Below are 16,788 nucleotides of genomic sequence, written 5' to 3'. Positions count from 1 at the left end.
GTTTATTGAAAGAAGTGGTTTCCTTTATTATAATACAACCAACGTACAAAAATCAACATTTGTTTAATTTTAGTGGAGTGTTCAAAAAAATCGAAGGAGAAAAAATGGAACAGAAAAACCCCCACAGGAAACCCCTTATATTTTATTATCTGATCGGACTGGTGATCATCATGCTTCTTAACGCGCTGGTATTCCCATCGCTGATGAAGGAACAGGTAACCGAGGTTGATTACGGAACCTTTTTATCAGCCATCGACAGTGGAACCATCGATGCGGTTGAAATAAATAACGATGAAATTGTGTATAAGACAAAGGACGGCAGCGGTAAGGAGACGATTTACAGCACCGGTAAAATGGATGATCCGGACCTGGTCAACCGTTTGTCTGCCGCCAAGGGCAGCAATGACCAGGGCAAAATTTCCTTTACCCAGATTGCACAGCAGAGGACATCCCCCATTATCAGCTTCCTGCTCACCTGGATTCTTCCCTTCCTGCTGATCTTTGGAATCGGGCAGCTCATGGGCAACAGGCTTCAGAAGAAAATGGGCGGCAATGCCATGACCTTTGGCAAGAGCAACGCTAAAATATACGTCGAGGCGGAAACGGGCAAAACCTTTAAGGATGTGGCCGGCCAGGATGAGGCCAAGGAGGCCCTGACAGAGATTGTCGATTTTCTGCACAATCCTAAAAAATATGCCGACATCGGCGCAAACCTGCCAAAGGGCGCTCTGCTTGTGGGCCCTCCGGGAACCGGTAAAACCCTTCTGGCAAGGGCCGTCGCGGGTGAGGCTAAGGTCCCGTTTTTCTCGATCTCGGGCTCTGAATTTGTGGAAATGTTTGTTGGTATGGGCGCGGCCAAGGTTCGTGACCTGTTTAAGCAGGCCACCGATAAGGCGCCGTGTATTGTCTTTATTGACGAGATTGACACCATTGGCAAGAAGCGTGACAGCAAGAGCTTTACCGGGAACGACGAGCGTGAGCAGACCCTTAACCAGCTGCTGTCGGAGATGGATGGCTTTGACGGAAAAAAAGGGGTTGTTATCCTGGCAGCGACCAACCGTCCGGAAACCCTTGACCAGGCGCTGCTGCGCCCGGGCCGTTTCGACCGGCGTATCCCGGTTGAACTGCCCGATCTCAATGGCCGTGAAGCGATTCTGAAGGTTCATTCTCAGGATGTCAAGATGGATGGGAACATTGACTATAATGCCATTGCCCGGGCCACTGCCGGAGCCTCCGGCGCGGATCTGGCCAATATCATCAACGAGGCGGCATTACGTGCAGTGCGCTGCGGCCGCAATAAGGTTAAGCAGAACGACCTTGAGGAAAGTGTTGAGGTCGTTATTGCAGGCTACCAGCGCAAGAATGCGGCCATATCCCCCAAGGAAAAGGAAATCGTGGCTTACCATGAGGTGGGGCACGCCCTGGTGGCGGCAAAGCAGACCGATTCGGCGCCGGTACACAAGATTACCATTATTCCGCGTACCTCCGGAGCCCTGGGCTACACCATGCAGGTGGATGAGGGTGAGCACAACCTGATGAGCCGGGATGAGATCTACAATAAGATTACGACCTTTACAGGCGGCAGGGCCGCTGAGGAAATTATCTTTAATTCGGTGACTTCTGGCGCGTCCAATGACATTGAGCAGGCTACGCGTCTGGCGAGGGCTATGGTTACCCGCTTTGGTATGAGTAAGGATTTTGGAATGGTGGCCCTGGAAACAGTGGACAATCCATATCTCGGCGGCGACACCTCGCTGGCCTGCTCTGCCGAGACTGCGGCCCGGGTAGACCGGGAGGTCATGGATATTATCGGCAGCGCCCATGAGAAGGCCATTGGTATCCTAAAGGATAATCAGGAAAAGCTCCACGAGCTGGCCCGTTATCTGCTCGAAAAAGAAACCATCACAGGAGAGGAATTTATGGAGATTCTGAACCGTTAAGGCAAAAAAGGATGACCGTCCGAAACGGGCGGTCGTCCTTTTGTCATTTTTTGAAATAGTAAAAGGGCTTCTGTCGATGCTTGTGGGATTTTACCGAAAAGACCTCTTTAATACGGTTATTGTAATCGAAGATTATGCGGTATTGTGATATAGTAGAATAAAAAAGAATAATTAAATTTTCAGGAGGAATCAGATGAGTATTCAGGAAAAATTCAGCGATGCGATGGAACGTATTAAGTCAGACCCGGATCTGGCCAACGAGTTTAAGGAAGATCCCGTTAAAACAGCCGAATCCGTTTTGGGCGTGGATCTGCCGGATGAACAGATTGCAGGCTTCATCAATCATATCAAGGATAATGTGGATCTGGGTGAAATCAAAAGCCCGTCAGACCTTTTCAACTCTATTAAGCATTTATTCTAAACTAAAAAACCAACGGCGTACAGCACCGTTGGTTTTGTTTTTTATCAGCGTTTAAGGACGTCGAAGAGCCCGCGTACCAGGCTTTTTCCAACCTCGCGTCCAATGGTGGACAGCGCGCTGTCTGCAGCCTTTTCAAAAGAGGACTTCTGGTGTCTGGGCGCGGCTTCTTTGGCCGGCTTCTTTTCTGCCTCGGCCGGGGCGGCTTCCTGGGCTGCGGCTTCGGCCTGCTGCTGGAGATCCTCATAGGCGGATTCGCGGTCGATGGTGTCCCTGTATTTGGCGTTAAAGGGGCTCTGCTCGATCAGGGCGTTCCGGCTATCTGGGGCGGCGGGGCCCATGTGGCTCTGCGGCGGAAGGATAAAGCAGCGCTCAACCACCGTAGGGCGGCCCTCCTCATCCAGGCAGGATATCAGGGCTTCGCCGGTGCCCAGGTCGGTGATGGCCTCCTCGGTTTTAAAAGCCGGGTTGGGGCGGAAGGTTTCGGCCGCGGTTTTGATGGCTTTTTGTTCGGAGGGGGAGTAGGCCCGGAGCGCGTGCTGGATGCGGTTGCCAAGCTGTGAGAGGATGCTGTCCGGCATATCTGTGGGGCTTTGTGAGATGAAGTAGATGCCAACGCCCTTTGAGCGGATCAGCCGCACGACCTGTTCGATTTTTTCGAGGAGTACCTTGGGCGCGCCGTTGAAAAGCAGATGGGCTTCGTCAAAGAAAAAGACCATCTTGGGCGCATCCAGGTCGCCTGCTTCGGGCAGCACCTCAAAGAGGTCGGACATGAGCCAGAGCAGGAAGGTGGAGTAGAGGGCAGGGGTCTGGATGAGCTCGACGCAGTCCAGAATATTGATGGTACCCAGGCCGTTTTCGTCGGTTTGAATCCAGTCCATGATGTCTAAAGCGGGCTCGCCGAAAAACTGGTCGGCGCCCTGGTCTTCCAGGGACAGGATGGCGCGCAGAATGGCGCCGACGCTCTGGGAGGAGATGTTGCCGTATTCCATTTTCAGGTCTTTGGCGTTGTTGCCCACATACTGGAGCATGGCCTTGAGGTCCTTAATGTCAATGAGCAGCAGGTTTTTCGCGTCGGCTACCCTGAACACAATGTTCAGGATGCCAGACTGGGTATCGTTGAGGTTGAGGAGACGCGAGAGCAGCAGAGGCCCCATCTGAGAAATGGTGGTGCGGATGGGGTGCCCCTGCTTGCCGAGCAGGTCCCAGAAACGAACCGGGTACGGCTTATAACCGAATTGATCCCCCAGACCGAATTTTTCAATGCGCTTTTGCATATCCTCACTGTCGGTTCCGGGCTCGCAGGTGCCGGAGAGGTCTCCCTTTACGTCTGCCAGAAAGACCGGGACACCAAGATCGCTGAATGATTCGGCTAACACCTTCAGGGTAATGGTTTTGCCAGTACCGGTGGCTCCGGCCACCAGGCCGTGCCGGTTGGCCATTTTGGGCAGGAGATAAACAGGCTGTTCACCTTTTGCAATCCAGATTTTATTGTCAGTATACATGTGCTTTCCTCCATAAATAATCTATCTTAATTATACTAGAGGCAGAAAGTACAGCGGTGTTGAAAATGGTAAAAACAGGACGAATTTGGAAAAAATAAAAAACAGCCCCCGTGGGACTGTTAAAAGGCCAGAAGCATATCATACCAGACAGCGCCGCCGTGAGTCGAGGCCGAAACGCCAAGATTCTGATACCCGAAGCTTTCGTAAAACGAGATCAGCCTTTCCTTACAGGTCAGGATCAGGCCCTCTCTTCCGGAATCCATGGCTTTATGAATTAAATAGGTCATTAAGATGGTCGCAATGCCCTTGTGCTGCCAGTCGGGCAGGACGTCCAGGCCAAAAATGCTCTGGTAACGGCCATCAGGGTGGTGGCGGGAGCTGTCCTCGAAAAGGATGTCTGAAATGGTTTCGTCATCGGTGACGCAGCCGTTAATCATGCCGACGATCTGTCCCTCGACCTCCGCAACAAAAAAGCTTTCGGGAAAGGTTTTGATGCGTTGTTCAAAGGCGGCGGAATCCGCTGCTTCGGCAGCCGGAAAACAGGCCGCTTCCAGGGCAGCGATTGAGGGTAGATCCTCAGGCCTGGCTTGCCGGATACGTATGTTCATACAAAATTTACCTCACTTAATCAATGCTGAGATAAGTATACACCTTTGTCATTCAGAGAGCAAGGGGCTAGGCCAAAGTAGATTTATTTGTTATAATTTATCATAACAAATAAAGATATGGTGAGGAAATGATGACCGAAAAAGAAAAAATGCTGGCCGGGCAGCTCTACTGTGCTGAGACACCGGAGCTGACTGCGGAGCGGATGAAAGCCCATGAGCTCTGCCGCCTTTTTAATTTAACCACAGAATACGAGCCGCTGCACCGCCAGATGCTCATCGGGCAGCTCTTTGGACAACTTGGCAAAAACCCCATGGTTCAGCCGAGCTTTAAGTGTGATTACGGCTATAACATAACCGCCGGAGATAACCTGTACGTCAATTTTGACGCTGTTTTCCTGGATGTCTGCCCGATTACCATTGGGGATAACTGCTTTATGGCGCCCCGCGTCTGTATTTTTACGGCCTGGCATCCAGTGGTCAGTGAAGAACGCAATACGCTTCAGGAGGGCGGCAGCCCTGTGACCATCGGGGACAACGTGTGGATCGGCGGCAATACCACCATCAACCCGGGAGTAACCATTGGCAGCAATGTCGTGATTGGTTCTGGCTCTGTGGTGACAAGGGATATACCGGATAATGTGGTGGCAGCCGGCAACCCGGCGAGGGTGCTCCGTGAGATAACAGATGCGGACAGAATGATGGCAGAACGCTAAAAAAAGCGCGCTCCTGTATGGAACGCGCTTTTTTAATGCCTGCATTACGACGCTTTTGGCGACAGCTTCTGTATTTTTTTGACCAGGGGCAGTAAAAACCGTTTGCCCGGCAGCAGCTCCAGCTCATCCTCGCTGAGGATACCGAAGAAAATGATCAAAAAGAAGTAGATGACCGCAGCCACAACAATGGCGGCAAGGACCGAAATCGTATTGCCGGTACGGGGCAGCAGAAAATTGTAGCAGCCAAGAGCCGACATGCCCATGATGGCCGAGGCGATAAAAGGTTTGATCATGGTGTTTATATAGCTCAGGCGAACGTGGGTGTAGCGGCGGATAAACAGAAAATTGACGATCATTAAAAAGATAAAGGTCAGCATTGTGCTCAGGACAACCCCGTAGATATTGAGCGCGGGGATAGCCATGAACACATAGCTGCAGCCAATGCGCACCACAGAGGCTCCCAACAGCGCAATGAGCGGGATGATAAAGCGGTCAATGGACTGCAAAATACTCTGGAAGGTATTGGACAGCATGATAAAAATGGTCGCGAAGGCATAGACCTCCATGATGGCCGCGCCGTGCTCAGAGCCGGGGAAGATCAGCGTGAAGATACCGTCCGAGAGCACAGAAAGGCCGATACAGCAGGGCAGGGCCACCAGCACAACCAGCCGGATAGCGGTATTGATGCGCTCGTTGATCCCGGCCTGATCTTTGAGGGCAAAGGATTCCGAGATGGCGGGGATCATGGCAGCGGCGAAGGTGGCGCTGATGCTTAAAGGGATGTTGACAAAGGTATCGGCATAGGAGAAGTCCCCCATGAGGGCTGTGGCTGTGTAGGAATCGAACCCGGCCAGCGCCAGCCGGTCGACATACATCATGGCGTCGGCAAAGGAGAAAAAGGTAATCATGGCAGAGGTCAGGGTAACCGGAACAGCGATGAGCACCAGACGTTTCAGAATCCTTTTGCGGGACAGGGGAGTCTTGCGGCTGGTTTTGAGCAGCAGTGTTTTGTGCTTTCGGGTAAAATAAAAATGCCAGACGATTAAAAGCAGGCAGGCCGCCAGACTGCTGATGGTGGTTCCAAGGTAAGCGCCGCCAACGCCAAGGCTGACGTTTTGCAGCATGACCACACAGTACCAGCATAAAAAGACGCCCAGCACAATGCGGACAACCTGCTCGATTACCTGGGAGATGGCCGTGGGCAGCATATTCTGAAAACCCTGGAAGTAGCCCCGGTAGACAGAACAGACCGCCACGATCAGCGGGGAGAAGGCAATGCCCTGGATGGCATAGATACTTTCAGGCGGCCAGTTGGTCACCCCGATGAGCCAGCTGGCCCCAAAAAACAGGAAAAGGCTGGAAAGCCCGCCCAGCACAAAGAGGGTGAGCAGGGAAACCTTGAAAACATTGGTGACAGCCCTGAAGTCTCCGATGGCCACATTTTCTGAAATCATTTTGGATACAGCCACCGGAAAGCCGACGGTGGATACCATCAGCAGGAGGCTGTAAATACTGAAGACATTTGAGAAAATGCCATTGCCGTAGCTGCCCACCAGGTTGCTGATGGGAATACGGAAAAGGATGCCAATCAGTCTTACAAAGATACCGGCAGCGGCGAGAATGGCCGCGCCCTTAACCCAGCTTTTTTCTGTTTTACGCATATATTATATTCTCCTTGGTTAGTGTGTGTCACGACCGTACGAAACGGACGTTCGTCTAAAGTGAGAGAAGCATTCTGTAGAGCATTTCCAGTGCCGGGCCGAAGATGCCCTCGTTAAAGTCAAACTTGGGGTGGTGGATAGGATAATTGGGTGCAGTGTCCTGGGCGGCAAAGAAGACAATGCGCAGGTCTGGGATATCCTTAAAATACCAGCCTGCATTGTCGCCGACCAGAAAAGGTGAACCGGAGAGGACACAGCGGCCGCCAAAGACCGCTCTGCCCGCGTCACAGCCCTTTTGGATAAGCCGAGGATCGTTGATGACAGCAGGCGTCCTGTGGGACAGGCTGACGCGGATCTGGGTGCCGGTGCGCTTTTCGGTGTTTTCAGCCATGCGCCGGATGGCTAAGAACAGGAGATCGAAGTCTGATTCTGTAAAAGCGCGCAGGGTACCCTCCATGGCGCAGGTGTCAGGAATAACGTTGGATTTAACGCCGCCGCTGATGGTTCCAAAGCCGATTATAAAAGGCCTCTGAGTGACGGCTGTGGCGTTGAGCCCCTCAATAGCGCATAACAATGAGGCAGCCGCGCTGACCGCGCTGTTGCCCAGAGAGGACTCTGCCCAGTGGCCTGAGGAGCCAGTAACCTCGATTTTGAGACCCGCGACCGTGGCTGTGGAGGCCTCCCGCTGTATTTCCATGCCAAAAGGCTCAGAATTGGCGAAATGAAAGATGATGAGCTGATCAGGCTTTGGCGATTCCAGCGCCCCGCCGTCAATCAGCAGTCTGGCGCCGCGGCCGGTTTCCTCGGCTGGTTCAAAAAGAAAACGGATATTGGTGGACAGCGCGTTCTTATGCGCGCTTAAAAGCCGGGCCAGCCCCAGGGTAAGGGCAGTGATCCCGTCATGGCCGCAGGCGTGGGATACGCCCGGCGTCTGGGAGGCGTAAGGCACTGCTTTTTCATCGGCAATGGGCAGCGCGTCGATTTCGGCCCGGATGGCAGTAGTGGGGTAATCTGGATTGACGATGAGGTCAGCGACCACGCCAGTAGGCGCGACACGGCGGTGAGGGATGGACAGGGCGTCCAGATGGGCCTCGATGCAGTCCGCGGTCTGGTATTCCTTAAGGCTCAGCTCAGGATTCTGGTGGAGCTACCGCCTCAGCAGGATGATTTCCGGCAGCAGCGCGTGGATTTCAGTTTTAATTTGAGTCATTAAAATCCTCCGATGATGGGTTAAAAAGATGTTTTTTCAATTATACCATAAAATTTTCAAAATCCTTATAAAATCCTGAAAATTGCCTTATATACTAGAGCCATCAAAAGAAGTAAGGAGCGATAACATGACTGAATATTTGTTGGAAACACGGGCTCTGAGCAAGAGCTTTAAGAAAACAGAGGCTGTCAAAAAACTAAACCTCAGGGTAAGAAAAAATACGATTTACGGCCTTCTGGGCCCCAATGGGGCGGGCAAGTCCACCACGCTTAAGATGATGACCGGTATGCTGCGCCCCACCGCTGGAGAGATCATTTTTAACGGGCACAGCTGGTCCAGAAAGGATCTTGAAAACATGGGTGTCCTGATCGAATGGCCGCCCCTTTACGACAATCTGACGGCTGAGGAGAACCTGAAGGTCCGCACAACCCTGCTGGGTCTTCCTGAGAAGCGGATCGGGCAGGTGCTGAAACTTGTTGACCTCAAGAATACAGGCAGCAAGCGCGCCGGGCAGTTTTCCATGGGGATGAAACAGCGGCTGGGGATTGCCCTGGCGCTGCTGGGAAACCCGAAGCTGCTGATTCTGGATGAGCCGACCAATGGTCTGGACCCCATCGGAATCCAGGAGCTGCGTGAGCTGATCCGTTCTTTTCCAAAGCACGGGATTACAGTGATACTGTCGAGCCATATCCTTTCAGAGGTTGAGCTCATGGCCGATGATATCGGCATTATCAGCGACGGCGTGCTGGGCTACCAGTCAAAAATTCATAAAGGCGAGGACCTGGAGGCTTTGTTTATGCAGGTCGTTAAAAACAGCCGCGCGCAGGAGGAGGGCGACACATCATGCTGAATCTGATGAAGGCAGAAAATTTGAAATTCAAACGCACTTTCAGCCGTAAGCTGATTTTTCTGGGGCCTCTGGGGCTCATACTTCTGAGCTTTACCTTTGGTTTTGGTTACTATCAGATCAATGCTTTTAACTGGTGGTATACGCTGATCTACCCGGGCTGTATCGCGCTGTTCGCGGCGCTCTCCAACCAGAAGGACGGGAATAAAAAGCTTAAATATCAGAACCTGTACACCGTGCCTGTCGATCTCAGGGATTCTTGGCTGGCTAAAATGGGCGTCACCGCTTTTTATGTCCTGATGTCCTGCGGCGTGGTGCTCCTGGGGATTATTCTGGGTACCGGAATCAAAAGTTTTTTCTGGCAGGGGACAACCCTGCCGCTCTCAGACACTATTTTACCCATGATATTGGGGATGGCGGTGGTCTTTCTGACCAGTGTGTGGGAGATTCCCCTTTGCTTTATACTCGCTAAAAAGCTTGGCTTTTTGGGGGCAGTGCTGCTCAATGTCGGTGTGGGGACCGTTGGCGGTGTCATACTGGCGGAACAGGGCTTCTGGTTTATGATCCCATACTCATGGACACCCCGGGCGATGTGCCCGGTACTGGGCATCAGGCCGAATAACCTGCTGGTGGAGCCCGGAAGCCCTCTGCTTGACATGAGCGTGGTTCCAGTGGCGATCGTGCTGTCCCTGGTACTGTGCGCAGCCCTGACACTTCTCTGTGTGCGCTGGTTCAGCAAAAAGGAGGCGGCATAAATGAAAAGCTTTTTCAGGTCTTTGAAGGCCGAATCCCTTAAAATAAAACACACGCCCCTATTGTGGCTGCACCTGATCATCCCCCTTGTGGGGGTGTGCCTTTTTCTTTTTTACAGTGTACTGTCGGCATGGAGCACTGAGGTTTTGTTGACCTTCTATTTCGAGGCGCTGGCCCTGGCCTTTCCGATGCTTATCGGGATTGTCTGCGGCATGGCGGCCTCCCAGGAGGAGCAGGCCGGTGGTTTCCAGAACATGCTCGGCGTGCTGCCGTCCAGGCTGGTTCCGTTTTTGAGCAAGTTTGGTTTCCTCGCCGTTCTGGGGCTTGGCGCGCTGGTCGCGGCTGTCGGCCTTTACGGAGCAGGCTTTGCCCTGCTGCCGGGCCAGCAGGCTGTACCGGCACTGCTCTATCTGAAGCTGGCAGGCGCTCTGTTTGCCTCTAATTTATTTTTATATTTACTCCATCTCTGGATCAGCCTGCGCTTTGGCAAGGGCGCGTCCATTTCTGTGGGGGTTGCCGGTTCGCTGGTAGCGGCGCTGATGCTGACAGGCCTCGGGGAAGGAATCTGGTATTTTATTCCCTGGGGATGGGGCGTGCGCTTCTGCGACATGGCTGTTATAAAAGCCCTGACAGCCCCGGCACCGGAAGGACTCGCGTTTATCCAGAACGAAAACACCGTGGGATGGCTGGCTGTCGGCTGCGCCACCTTGTTCCTTTTTGCGCTCTGTCTGCTCTGGTTTAAGCGTTGGGAGGGGAGAAGCGCCAGCGAATAATTAATCCTTGTGCACCGGGGCACAAAAGGCTATACTGGTGGTAGAAATATGGAAACAACAGGAGGGACACCATGGCAAGAATATTGGCAGTCGACGATGAAAAAGGCATTTTAAATCTGGTGAAGCGTGTGCTGGAAAAGGATGGTCATCAGGTGAAGACCCTGTCCGACCCGGCAGCGCTTTCCATGAACGGGCTGGAAGCCTTTGATCTCATCCTTCTGGATGTGATGATGCCCGGAACTGACGGCTTTACCCTCTGCCGGGAGCTTCGGGACAATGTGGACTGTCCCATCCTTTTTCTGACAGCCAAAACCATGGAAAAGGATATTATGTACGGTCTGGGGATCGGCGGTGATGATTACATCACAAAGCCCTTTGGCAATGGCGAGCTGAGGGCCAGGGTGGCGGCCCATCTGCGGCGTGAAAAGCGTGAAAAGCGAAGCGTACTGGGCCTGGACGGCATAAGGTTTAACCTCGGCGCCCATGAGATGATGATCGGAGAGCAGAAGGTATCTCTGACCAAAAGCGAGTACGCCATCTGTGAATTTCTGGCCAGAAGCCATGGCCAGGTCTTTTCCAAGGAGCAGATCTACGAGGCGGTGTACGGCTATGAGGGCGAGGGAGACAGCGCTGCCATCGCGGAGCATGTCAAAAATATCCGGGCAAAGCTGAGCGTTTATGGCTGCGCCCCCATCGAGACTGTCTGGGGGATTGGGTATAAATGGCAATGAGAGAGCACTCTAAAAAGATCAGCCGGATTATTCTGACCTATGCCTGCCTGCTCGTCTTATCCTTTGTGGTAGTGCTGGCTATGGCGGCCGGCGCTCTGGCTGAGATTATCACATCGGATCAGTTCGTCCCGGCCAATACGGTGGAGAACGCGATCAGGGATCAGAAGGAGGCCATCCAGGCCGCGGAGCCCTTTGATGCGTCCCTTGTCCCGGCGGGGAGCCGCTACGCGCTTATCAGCCACGATGGTCAGGTGCTTGATACCGACATGGATCAGAAAATGCTGGCAGAGGCCCGGGAGTATGCCCAGAGAGGCCAGAACCTCTTTGGCGATCGGTTTTATTACCAGATTCCCCGAGACGATGGGGTTTGTGTCCTTCAATACTATATCAAGGCCTCCTATAAGGACGAAGCCCTAAACCAGAAGCTTCCCTCTCCGGAGCGACTGATGAATGCGGTTATCATTACGGCGGCGGCACTCTATATTCTGGTGGTTTTTTTAGCGACCAGAGCATTCAGCAAACGCCTGAAAAACGAGCTGGCTCCGCTTATGGAGGCCACAAATGCCATCCGGAATCAGGATCTGGAATACAGAGCCGGCCCATCCGGTATATGGGAGTTTAACCAGGTGCTCAGCTCCATGGATGATATGCGCCTTGCCCTGAAGGAATCACTTCAGAAACAGTGGCGTGAGGAGCAGGAAAAGAAAGAGCAGATCAGCGCGCTGGCCCATGATATCAAGACGCCGCTGACCATTATAAAAGGAAACAGCGAGCTGCTCACAGAGGACAACCTGAATGAGGAGCAGGCCGAGTGTGTTCGTTATATCCACGATAACGCAGAGGTCATTGAGGAGTACACACGCCTTTTGATGGAGGTGTCGCAGGACAGGGCAGCCTGGAACCTGAACGCAGAGAGCATTCCGGCCGCGGCTTTTATGGAGCGGATAAAAAAACAGGCCGAGGGCTATACGGCCGGGAGGCAGATTCACCTGTACTTTGACACTGAGCACCTGCCAGAAGCCTTTTTCGGCGACAGCGGACTGCTGAACCGGGCGGTGATGAACATCATCGCCAACGGCGCCGACTATACGCCAGAGGGCGGCAGCCTCAGCCTTAAGGCAGAGGGAGACAGCAGTGTGCTCTCCATAACCGTCACAGATGGTGGGCCAGGGTTCAGCGCACACGCGCTCAAAAACGCGGTCCATAAATTTTACATGGGTGACAAAAGCAGAAGCGCCCAAAAACACTATGGTATGGGGCTCTACATTACAGACAGCATTATCAGGCAGCATGGCGGCAGCCTGCGCCTGGAGAATGATGCCCAGACTGGCCATGGGAGAGTGGTGATAAAACTTCCGTTAAAGGATTTTTGTCATCGTTTTGTCAAAATTAGGGTGTATACTGGTCATAAGGAAGCTTAACACGAGGTAAAAAATATGGAAAAAATGCTGATCGCGGATGATAACAGGCAGATAACAGCAGTGCTCACAGCCTACGCGCGCAAGGAGGGCTTTGAGCCTGTCGTTGCCTATGACGGTGAGGAGGCCCTTGCTGCCTACAGGCGGGAGGCTCCGGCGGTTATCCTGCTGGATGTGATGATGCCAAAGCTTGACGGCTTTGAGGTTTGCAGACAAATACGGGAGGAATCAGCCGTTCCGATCATTATGATAACAGCCCGGGGCGAAGACTTCGAGAAAATCATGGGGCTGGACATCGGGGCGGATGATTATATCGTCAAGCCCTTTTCCGGCGGAGAGGTCATGGCACGGGTGCGGGCCATTTTACGGCGACTGTCCCGGGACGGCGGGGCCAGGCTCCAGTTTTTCAGCTACAAGGGCCTGACCATTGACCTGGACACCTATACGACGACTGTGGACGGCGAAGTAATACCGCTGACTAAAAAGGAGACAGAGCTGCTCTGGACCCTTGCCGCTAACCGGCAGAAGGTCTTTTCACGGGATAACCTGCTGGACGCTGTCTGGGGCTATGACTATTACGGTGATAACCGCACCGTCGATTCCCATATCCGGCGCCTGCGGGCCAAGCTGGACAAGAGGGACCACTCCGGGTGGAGCATCGCGACGATCTGGGGTGTGGGTTACCGTTTCGAGGTGAACGATGGGGAAGCGTAGCATTGCTTTTAAGCTGGGGCTCTATTTTGCGCTGGCCCTTTTGGCCTTTGCGCTGGTGGCAGGCTCGGTGTTTTTTCTGCTGTTTAAAAAGCAGAATATCACCCTGACTCAGAAACAGCTGGAGGACCGGGCCGCGGCCATAGCGGATACCTTTGGCAGCTTTATATCCGCCGAGGGCAGCGGAGCCGGGAAGCATGGCGAGGGAAACCGCGGCAGCGGGACAGGAAGCGGGGGCAGTAATGGGCTGGGCTACGCGGCCTACATCCGTTTTCTGGATGATATTGCCATGGCAGATGTATGGGTCGTGGACGCTGACCACAACCTGGTAACCCCCACCACCCACGAAGGCCATCAGGCTCCGGCGTCTACCTATAACTACGCCGATCTGCCGGCTGACGCCGAAACTGTTGTGGATCAGGCCTTTGGCGGGCAGGTCACTGCGAGCGAGGGCTTCTCGGGCCTGTTAAACACCCCGACGCTGACAGTGGGCGCGCCGGTCCGGGACAGCTCCGGCAATGTACAGGCCGTGGTGCTGCTCCATTCGCCGGTGGAGGGCATTGAAAGCGCAGCCAACGAGGGCTTGAGGACCCTGGCCATCAGCCTGTGCGTGGCGCTGGTGATCGGGATCGGCTTTGCGGTGCTGCTGGCCCGCAGCTTCACAAAACCCATGAAAGAAATGCAGGTAATGGCCGGGCGGCTGGCCGGGGGCGACTATACAGCCGCCAGCCATATTGAGCGCCAGGATGAGATCGGGCAGCTGGCCGGTTCGCTGGACATCCTGAGCTATCAGCTCAAGCTTTCCAGTGAGGAGCATGAGCGGTTCCAGAAAATGCAGCGGGCTTTTTTTTCAAATATCTCCCATGAGCTTAAAACCCCGGTGACCGTGCTCTGCGGCTCCTTAGAGGCTCTGGCCGGCGGTGTGGTGACAGACCCGGACCAGGTAGCCGCCTACCATCAGGAAATGTACGCGGAAAGCCTGGCCCTTAAACGGCTGGTCAATGACCTGCTGGACCTGTCCAGGCTCCAGAATGCCCAGTTCCGGCTGAACCTGGAGCGTGTGAACCTCTGTGATATCATCAGCGAGGTGCGGCGGAGCGCCCAGAATATGGCAAAGGAAAAGGAGCTGACCGTTACCACTGAGGTGGATACAGGCGTTTACTTTATGCAGGGTGATTACCTGCGGCTGAGACAGCTGCTGATGATTGCCATGAGCAATGCCATCAAATTTTCACCAGGGGGCGGGCAGATTGAAATGCGCCTGTCTGAGAGTATCCTCACCATTTCAGACCACGGCTGCGGCATCAGCGAGGAGGACCAGAAGCATATTTTTGAACGCTTTTATAAAACCCTGTCCGAAGAAAATGCCGAGGGAACCGGTTTGGGACTGCCCATCGCCAAAGAGATTGCCGAGCGCCACGGCATTGGCCTGACGGTCACAAGCGAGGAAGGTCAGGGCACAACTGTGACCCTGGAGCTGCCCGGCAAAGAGAACACGACCGTCTGAAACGGACGGTCGTGAAAAAGTGGAGCTAAAATCCGTCGAAGGATATTCCAGTGATGCGACGCAATCAGGGTACTCTTACCTCACTGCTTCGGCGGTCTGCGAAAAATGTACAACCTTCTTTCTCAATGAGACCGCAGGCTCAGTTCGGTAAAGTACCCTGCTCGCGCCACGGGGGAGAATATCCTTCGGCTCCTCTGCAAATGGTGGTTTTGTGGTGCAGCGCCTAAGAGCAGGAGAGCAATATAAATTTTATCAAGTTTAACAGAGCTGTATATCAGCTTGTCAATTCTTTGAGGAAGTAATGGATTTTCTACCTGTCCCGCCGCAGAGCGCGGCACTTTACCGAACTGAGCCTATGGTCCCATGACCAAACAATTTGGTACAGAGTTGCGCAGACCATCGAAGCTGTGAGGTAAGAGTGCCGCGATTTGGGGCATCCAGAAAATCCATTGCTGGTTCTTCGCTGCGCCGCAGCCTCCACTTCGTCACGTCCGCCCGTTTCGTACGGTCGTGAATGAAATGCAGGTTGGGAGGAGTGGAAGGGATTAGCCTGTCAGGATAATTTACTATAGAGAATAAGAGAAATGACTAAGGTGCGGCCTGAATGGCAGAAGGCGTGAGGGATGAAGTGAAAATTCTTAAGAAAAGCTTTGGTGTTTTATAAAAAAAGTGCTGGCTGGAGGCTTCCAACCGGCACTTTTTATTTTTTTTATTGGGCGGAAGCGAGTAAATGGTGTGGAGCAGTTTTGGATACCAAGAGAGAAGTGCTTCCGCCTGATTTCACTGTGGGCAGAGAAAGGAACTGCCTCATAGATAGTGAACTTTATTGTTTGTTGATTGACATTAACTATTTTTCTTCATAATATCTTTAATGATGATACTAATAATAACACTCATCGCGTAAAAAGTCAACTCAGGGTATATTAGTTTATTATTAGAATACAAGCAAATGGTATTGTTATTAAAAACGCGATGGAGAAAACTAAATGGTATATTTCGGATCAAAGCTCAGACAACTCAGACAGGAAAAAGGATATACGCAGCAGCAGCTGGCAGATAAGCTGGGGATTACCAAGGGGAGTGTTTCGGCCTATGAGACTTCTGCAAAGTATCCGTCGGTCGATGTGCTGCGAAAAATAGCAGTGACTTTAAATACTTCGACCGATTTTCTTCTGGGCTTGTCCGATGAGCGCGTTTTTAATCTTGACTTTTTAACAGACGATCAGATTCATATCATTAACAGCCTGATCGCAGAATTCAATCATTTAAACAATAAAAACAATTAGGGGTAAAGCGATGGCTTTGCCTCTTTTAGATTGGAAAGGGCTTTACGGGCAATAGTAATTTTATGCAAAAGAGGGTATAATGTTAAAAAGGAGGCGCATTATGTTTCAGATTACCGATTCACGTTTAAAGGATGCTCTGGACTTTGCTTCAGATAAACACGCGGGCCAGCTGCGCTGGGGTGGTATCCCTTTTATTACACACCCTGTGGCGGTGGCAGCTTATTTACAGGAGCGGGGCTATAATGATAATACGTTACTCACGGCTCTTTTTCATGACTTACTGGAGGATACGGACACCACCCAGGATGAGATTTTAAAGCGCAGCGACAGGGAGGTGCTGGACGCTGTGATCCTGCTGACCAAGCCCAAGCCCTACGACATGGCAGACTATCTGGGCGGGATCGACCGCAACGCCATGGCAAAGGATGTAAAGTGCGCGGACAGGATTCACAACCTGAGGACAACCGCGGATTCGAGCCAGGCCTTTCGGAAAAAGTACTACGACGAGAGTGTGCGCTGGTATGTTCCTTTTTTTAAAGATACGCGCTTCGAGTCTGATTTTCTGGAAGCGTTGGACCGTCTGGAAAGAATGCTTAAATAGCGTCAATTTTTTTAAAGTAAAAATCTAAAAATCCATTGACAACGACCGTCAAATATGAGAAAATATTCACAAGTTAATACCTGTATATACAAAGTCATGAAGGCTT

The 16,788-nt window shown here is 52.6% G+C and carries 17 protein-coding genes; 13 read left to right on the top strand and 4 right to left on the bottom strand.

Annotated elements, in window-relative coordinates; translation table 11 throughout:
• The first annotated feature begins 104 nt into the window (after window positions 1-104).
• Window positions 105-1,940, top strand: a complete 1,836-nt coding sequence (gene ftsH, locus B2M23_RS19625; RefSeq protein WP_038351349.1) for an ATP-dependent zinc metalloprotease FtsH — start codon at window positions 105-107, stop codon at window positions 1,938-1,940.
• Window positions 1,941-2,133: 193 nt separating this feature from the next.
• Window positions 2,134-2,361, top strand: coding sequence for a hypothetical protein (locus tag B2M23_RS19620; protein ID WP_013380902.1), 228 nt, complete (start codon window positions 2,134-2,136; stop codon window positions 2,359-2,361).
• A gap of 44 nt (window positions 2,362-2,405) precedes the next feature.
• Here B2M23_RS19620 and B2M23_RS19615 read toward each other — a convergent pair whose 3' ends face one another.
• Together B2M23_RS19615 and B2M23_RS19610 are read right to left on the bottom strand one after the other, a co-directional pair.
• Window positions 2,406-3,863, bottom strand: coding sequence for a helicase HerA-like domain-containing protein (locus B2M23_RS19615; RefSeq protein WP_038351350.1), 1,458 nt, complete (start codon window positions 3,861-3,863; stop codon window positions 2,406-2,408).
• Between the two features lie 119 nt (window positions 3,864-3,982).
• Complete coding sequence (locus B2M23_RS19610; protein WP_013380900.1) at window positions 3,983-4,471, bottom strand: GNAT family N-acetyltransferase; 489 nt, start codon at window positions 4,469-4,471, stop codon at window positions 3,983-3,985.
• Window positions 4,472-4,602: 131 nt separating this feature from the next.
• On the opposite strand from B2M23_RS19610, the gene B2M23_RS19605 reads away from it, so the two are divergent.
• Window positions 4,603-5,184: a sugar O-acetyltransferase gene (locus B2M23_RS19605; protein WP_013380899.1), complete on the top strand. Its 582-nt coding sequence runs from the start codon at window positions 4,603-4,605 to the stop codon at window positions 5,182-5,184.
• A 44-nt stretch (window positions 5,185-5,228) separates the two neighbouring features.
• Here B2M23_RS19605 and B2M23_RS19600 read toward each other — a convergent pair whose 3' ends face one another.
• Complete coding sequence (locus B2M23_RS19600; protein ID WP_038351352.1) at window positions 5,229-6,845, bottom strand: putative polysaccharide biosynthesis protein; 1,617 nt, start codon at window positions 6,843-6,845, stop codon at window positions 5,229-5,231.
• Between the two features lie 55 nt (window positions 6,846-6,900).
• Complete coding sequence (locus tag B2M23_RS19595; protein WP_341455950.1) at window positions 6,901-7,941, bottom strand: M20 metallopeptidase family protein; 1,041 nt, start codon at window positions 7,939-7,941, stop codon at window positions 6,901-6,903.
• Here B2M23_RS19595 and B2M23_RS21370 point away from each other — a divergent pair.
• The 10 genes from B2M23_RS21370 (at window position 7,906) to B2M23_RS19550 (ending at window position 16,682) form a co-directional block, all read left to right on the top strand.
• Entirely contained in the window at window positions 7,906-8,058 is a 153-nt protein-coding gene (locus B2M23_RS21370) for a hypothetical protein (RefSeq protein ID WP_167617961.1), read from the top strand. The genes B2M23_RS19595 and B2M23_RS21370 overlap by 36 nt on opposite strands.
• Before the next feature lie 124 nt (window positions 8,059-8,182).
• The gene (locus B2M23_RS19590) at window positions 8,183-8,905 is read left to right on the top strand and encodes a lantibiotic protection ABC transporter ATP-binding protein (protein WP_038351353.1); all 723 of its coding nucleotides are present in this window, start codon (window positions 8,183-8,185) and stop codon (window positions 8,903-8,905) included.
• Window positions 8,899-9,657, top strand: a complete 759-nt coding sequence (locus B2M23_RS19585) for a lantibiotic immunity ABC transporter MutE/EpiE family permease subunit (protein WP_038351354.1) — start codon at window positions 8,899-8,901, stop codon at window positions 9,655-9,657. Before B2M23_RS19590 ends, B2M23_RS19585 begins: the two co-directional genes overlap by 7 nt.
• Complete coding sequence (locus tag B2M23_RS19580) at window positions 9,658-10,428, top strand: lantibiotic immunity ABC transporter MutG family permease subunit (protein ID WP_038351355.1); 771 nt, start codon at window positions 9,658-9,660, stop codon at window positions 10,426-10,428.
• A 71-nt stretch (window positions 10,429-10,499) separates the two neighbouring features.
• A complete protein-coding gene (locus B2M23_RS19575; RefSeq protein WP_038351356.1) occupies window positions 10,500-11,159 on the top strand; it encodes a response regulator transcription factor in 660 nt (219 codons plus the stop codon).
• A complete protein-coding gene (locus tag B2M23_RS19570) occupies window positions 11,150-12,580 on the top strand; it encodes a HAMP domain-containing sensor histidine kinase (protein WP_052237116.1) in 1,431 nt (476 codons plus the stop codon). The genes B2M23_RS19575 and B2M23_RS19570 overlap by 10 nt, the downstream gene beginning before the upstream one ends.
• A 15-nt stretch (window positions 12,581-12,595) precedes the next feature.
• Entirely contained in the window at window positions 12,596-13,291 is a 696-nt protein-coding gene (locus B2M23_RS19565) for a response regulator transcription factor (RefSeq protein WP_038351357.1), read from the top strand.
• The gene (locus B2M23_RS19560) at window positions 13,278-14,795 is read left to right on the top strand and encodes a sensor histidine kinase (protein WP_052237117.1); all 1,518 of its coding nucleotides are present in this window, start codon (window positions 13,278-13,280) and stop codon (window positions 14,793-14,795) included. Before B2M23_RS19565 ends, B2M23_RS19560 begins: the two co-directional genes overlap by 14 nt.
• Window positions 14,796-15,781: 986 nt before the next feature.
• Window positions 15,782-16,081: a helix-turn-helix domain-containing protein gene (locus tag B2M23_RS19555; protein WP_013380888.1), complete on the top strand. Its 300-nt coding sequence runs from the start codon at window positions 15,782-15,784 to the stop codon at window positions 16,079-16,081.
• Between the two features lie 100 nt (window positions 16,082-16,181).
• Entirely contained in the window at window positions 16,182-16,682 is a 501-nt protein-coding gene (locus B2M23_RS19550; RefSeq protein WP_052237118.1) for an HD domain-containing protein, read from the top strand.
• Window positions 16,683-16,788 lie beyond the last annotated feature (106 nt).

The organism is Eubacterium limosum (genome assembly GCF_000807675.2).
Taxonomy (GTDB): domain Bacteria; phylum Bacillota; class Clostridia; order Eubacteriales; family Eubacteriaceae; genus Eubacterium; species Eubacterium limosum.
Note: the sequence above shows the minus strand (reverse complement) of the source record. Positions and strands in the feature narration are given on the sequence as shown.

What these genes read in the sequence shown, in the direction of transcription:
- B2M23_RS19620 (WP_013380902.1), top strand. Translation starts at nt 2,134, where the DNA reads ATGAGTATTCAGGAAAAATTCAGCGATGCGATGGAACGTATTAAGTCA.
- B2M23_RS19590 (WP_038351353.1), top strand. Translation starts at nt 8,183, where the DNA reads ATGACTGAATATTTGTTGGAAACACGGGCTCTGAGCAAGAGCTTTAAG.
- B2M23_RS19565 (WP_038351357.1), top strand. Translation starts at nt 12,596, where the DNA reads ATGGAAAAAATGCTGATCGCGGATGATAACAGGCAGATAACAGCAGTG.
- B2M23_RS19585 (WP_038351354.1), top strand. Translation starts at nt 8,899, where the DNA reads ATGCTGAATCTGATGAAGGCAGAAAATTTGAAATTCAAACGCACTTTC.
- ftsH (WP_038351349.1), top strand. Translation starts at nt 105, where the DNA reads ATGGAACAGAAAAACCCCCACAGGAAACCCCTTATATTTTATTATCTG.
- B2M23_RS19615 (WP_038351350.1), bottom strand. Translation starts at nt 3,863, where the DNA reads ATGTATACTGACAATAAAATCTGGATTGCAAAAGGTGAACAGCCTGTT.
- B2M23_RS19550 (WP_052237118.1), top strand. Translation starts at nt 16,182, where the DNA reads ATGTTTCAGATTACCGATTCACGTTTAAAGGATGCTCTGGACTTTGCT.
- B2M23_RS19600 (WP_038351352.1), bottom strand. Translation starts at nt 6,845, where the DNA reads ATGCGTAAAACAGAAAAAAGCTGGGTTAAGGGCGCGGCCATTCTCGCC.
- B2M23_RS19605 (WP_013380899.1), top strand. Translation starts at nt 4,603, where the DNA reads ATGACCGAAAAAGAAAAAATGCTGGCCGGGCAGCTCTACTGTGCTGAG.
- B2M23_RS19560 (WP_052237117.1), top strand. Translation starts at nt 13,278, where the DNA reads ATGGGGAAGCGTAGCATTGCTTTTAAGCTGGGGCTCTATTTTGCGCTG.
- B2M23_RS19575 (WP_038351356.1), top strand. Translation starts at nt 10,500, where the DNA reads ATGGCAAGAATATTGGCAGTCGACGATGAAAAAGGCATTTTAAATCTG.
- B2M23_RS19610 (WP_013380900.1), bottom strand. Translation starts at nt 4,471, where the DNA reads ATGAACATACGTATCCGGCAAGCCAGGCCTGAGGATCTACCCTCAATC.
- B2M23_RS19580 (WP_038351355.1), top strand. Translation starts at nt 9,658, where the DNA reads ATGAAAAGCTTTTTCAGGTCTTTGAAGGCCGAATCCCTTAAAATAAAA.
- B2M23_RS19555 (WP_013380888.1), top strand. Translation starts at nt 15,782, where the DNA reads ATGGTATATTTCGGATCAAAGCTCAGACAACTCAGACAGGAAAAAGGA.
- B2M23_RS19570 (WP_052237116.1), top strand. Translation starts at nt 11,150, where the DNA reads ATGGCAATGAGAGAGCACTCTAAAAAGATCAGCCGGATTATTCTGACC.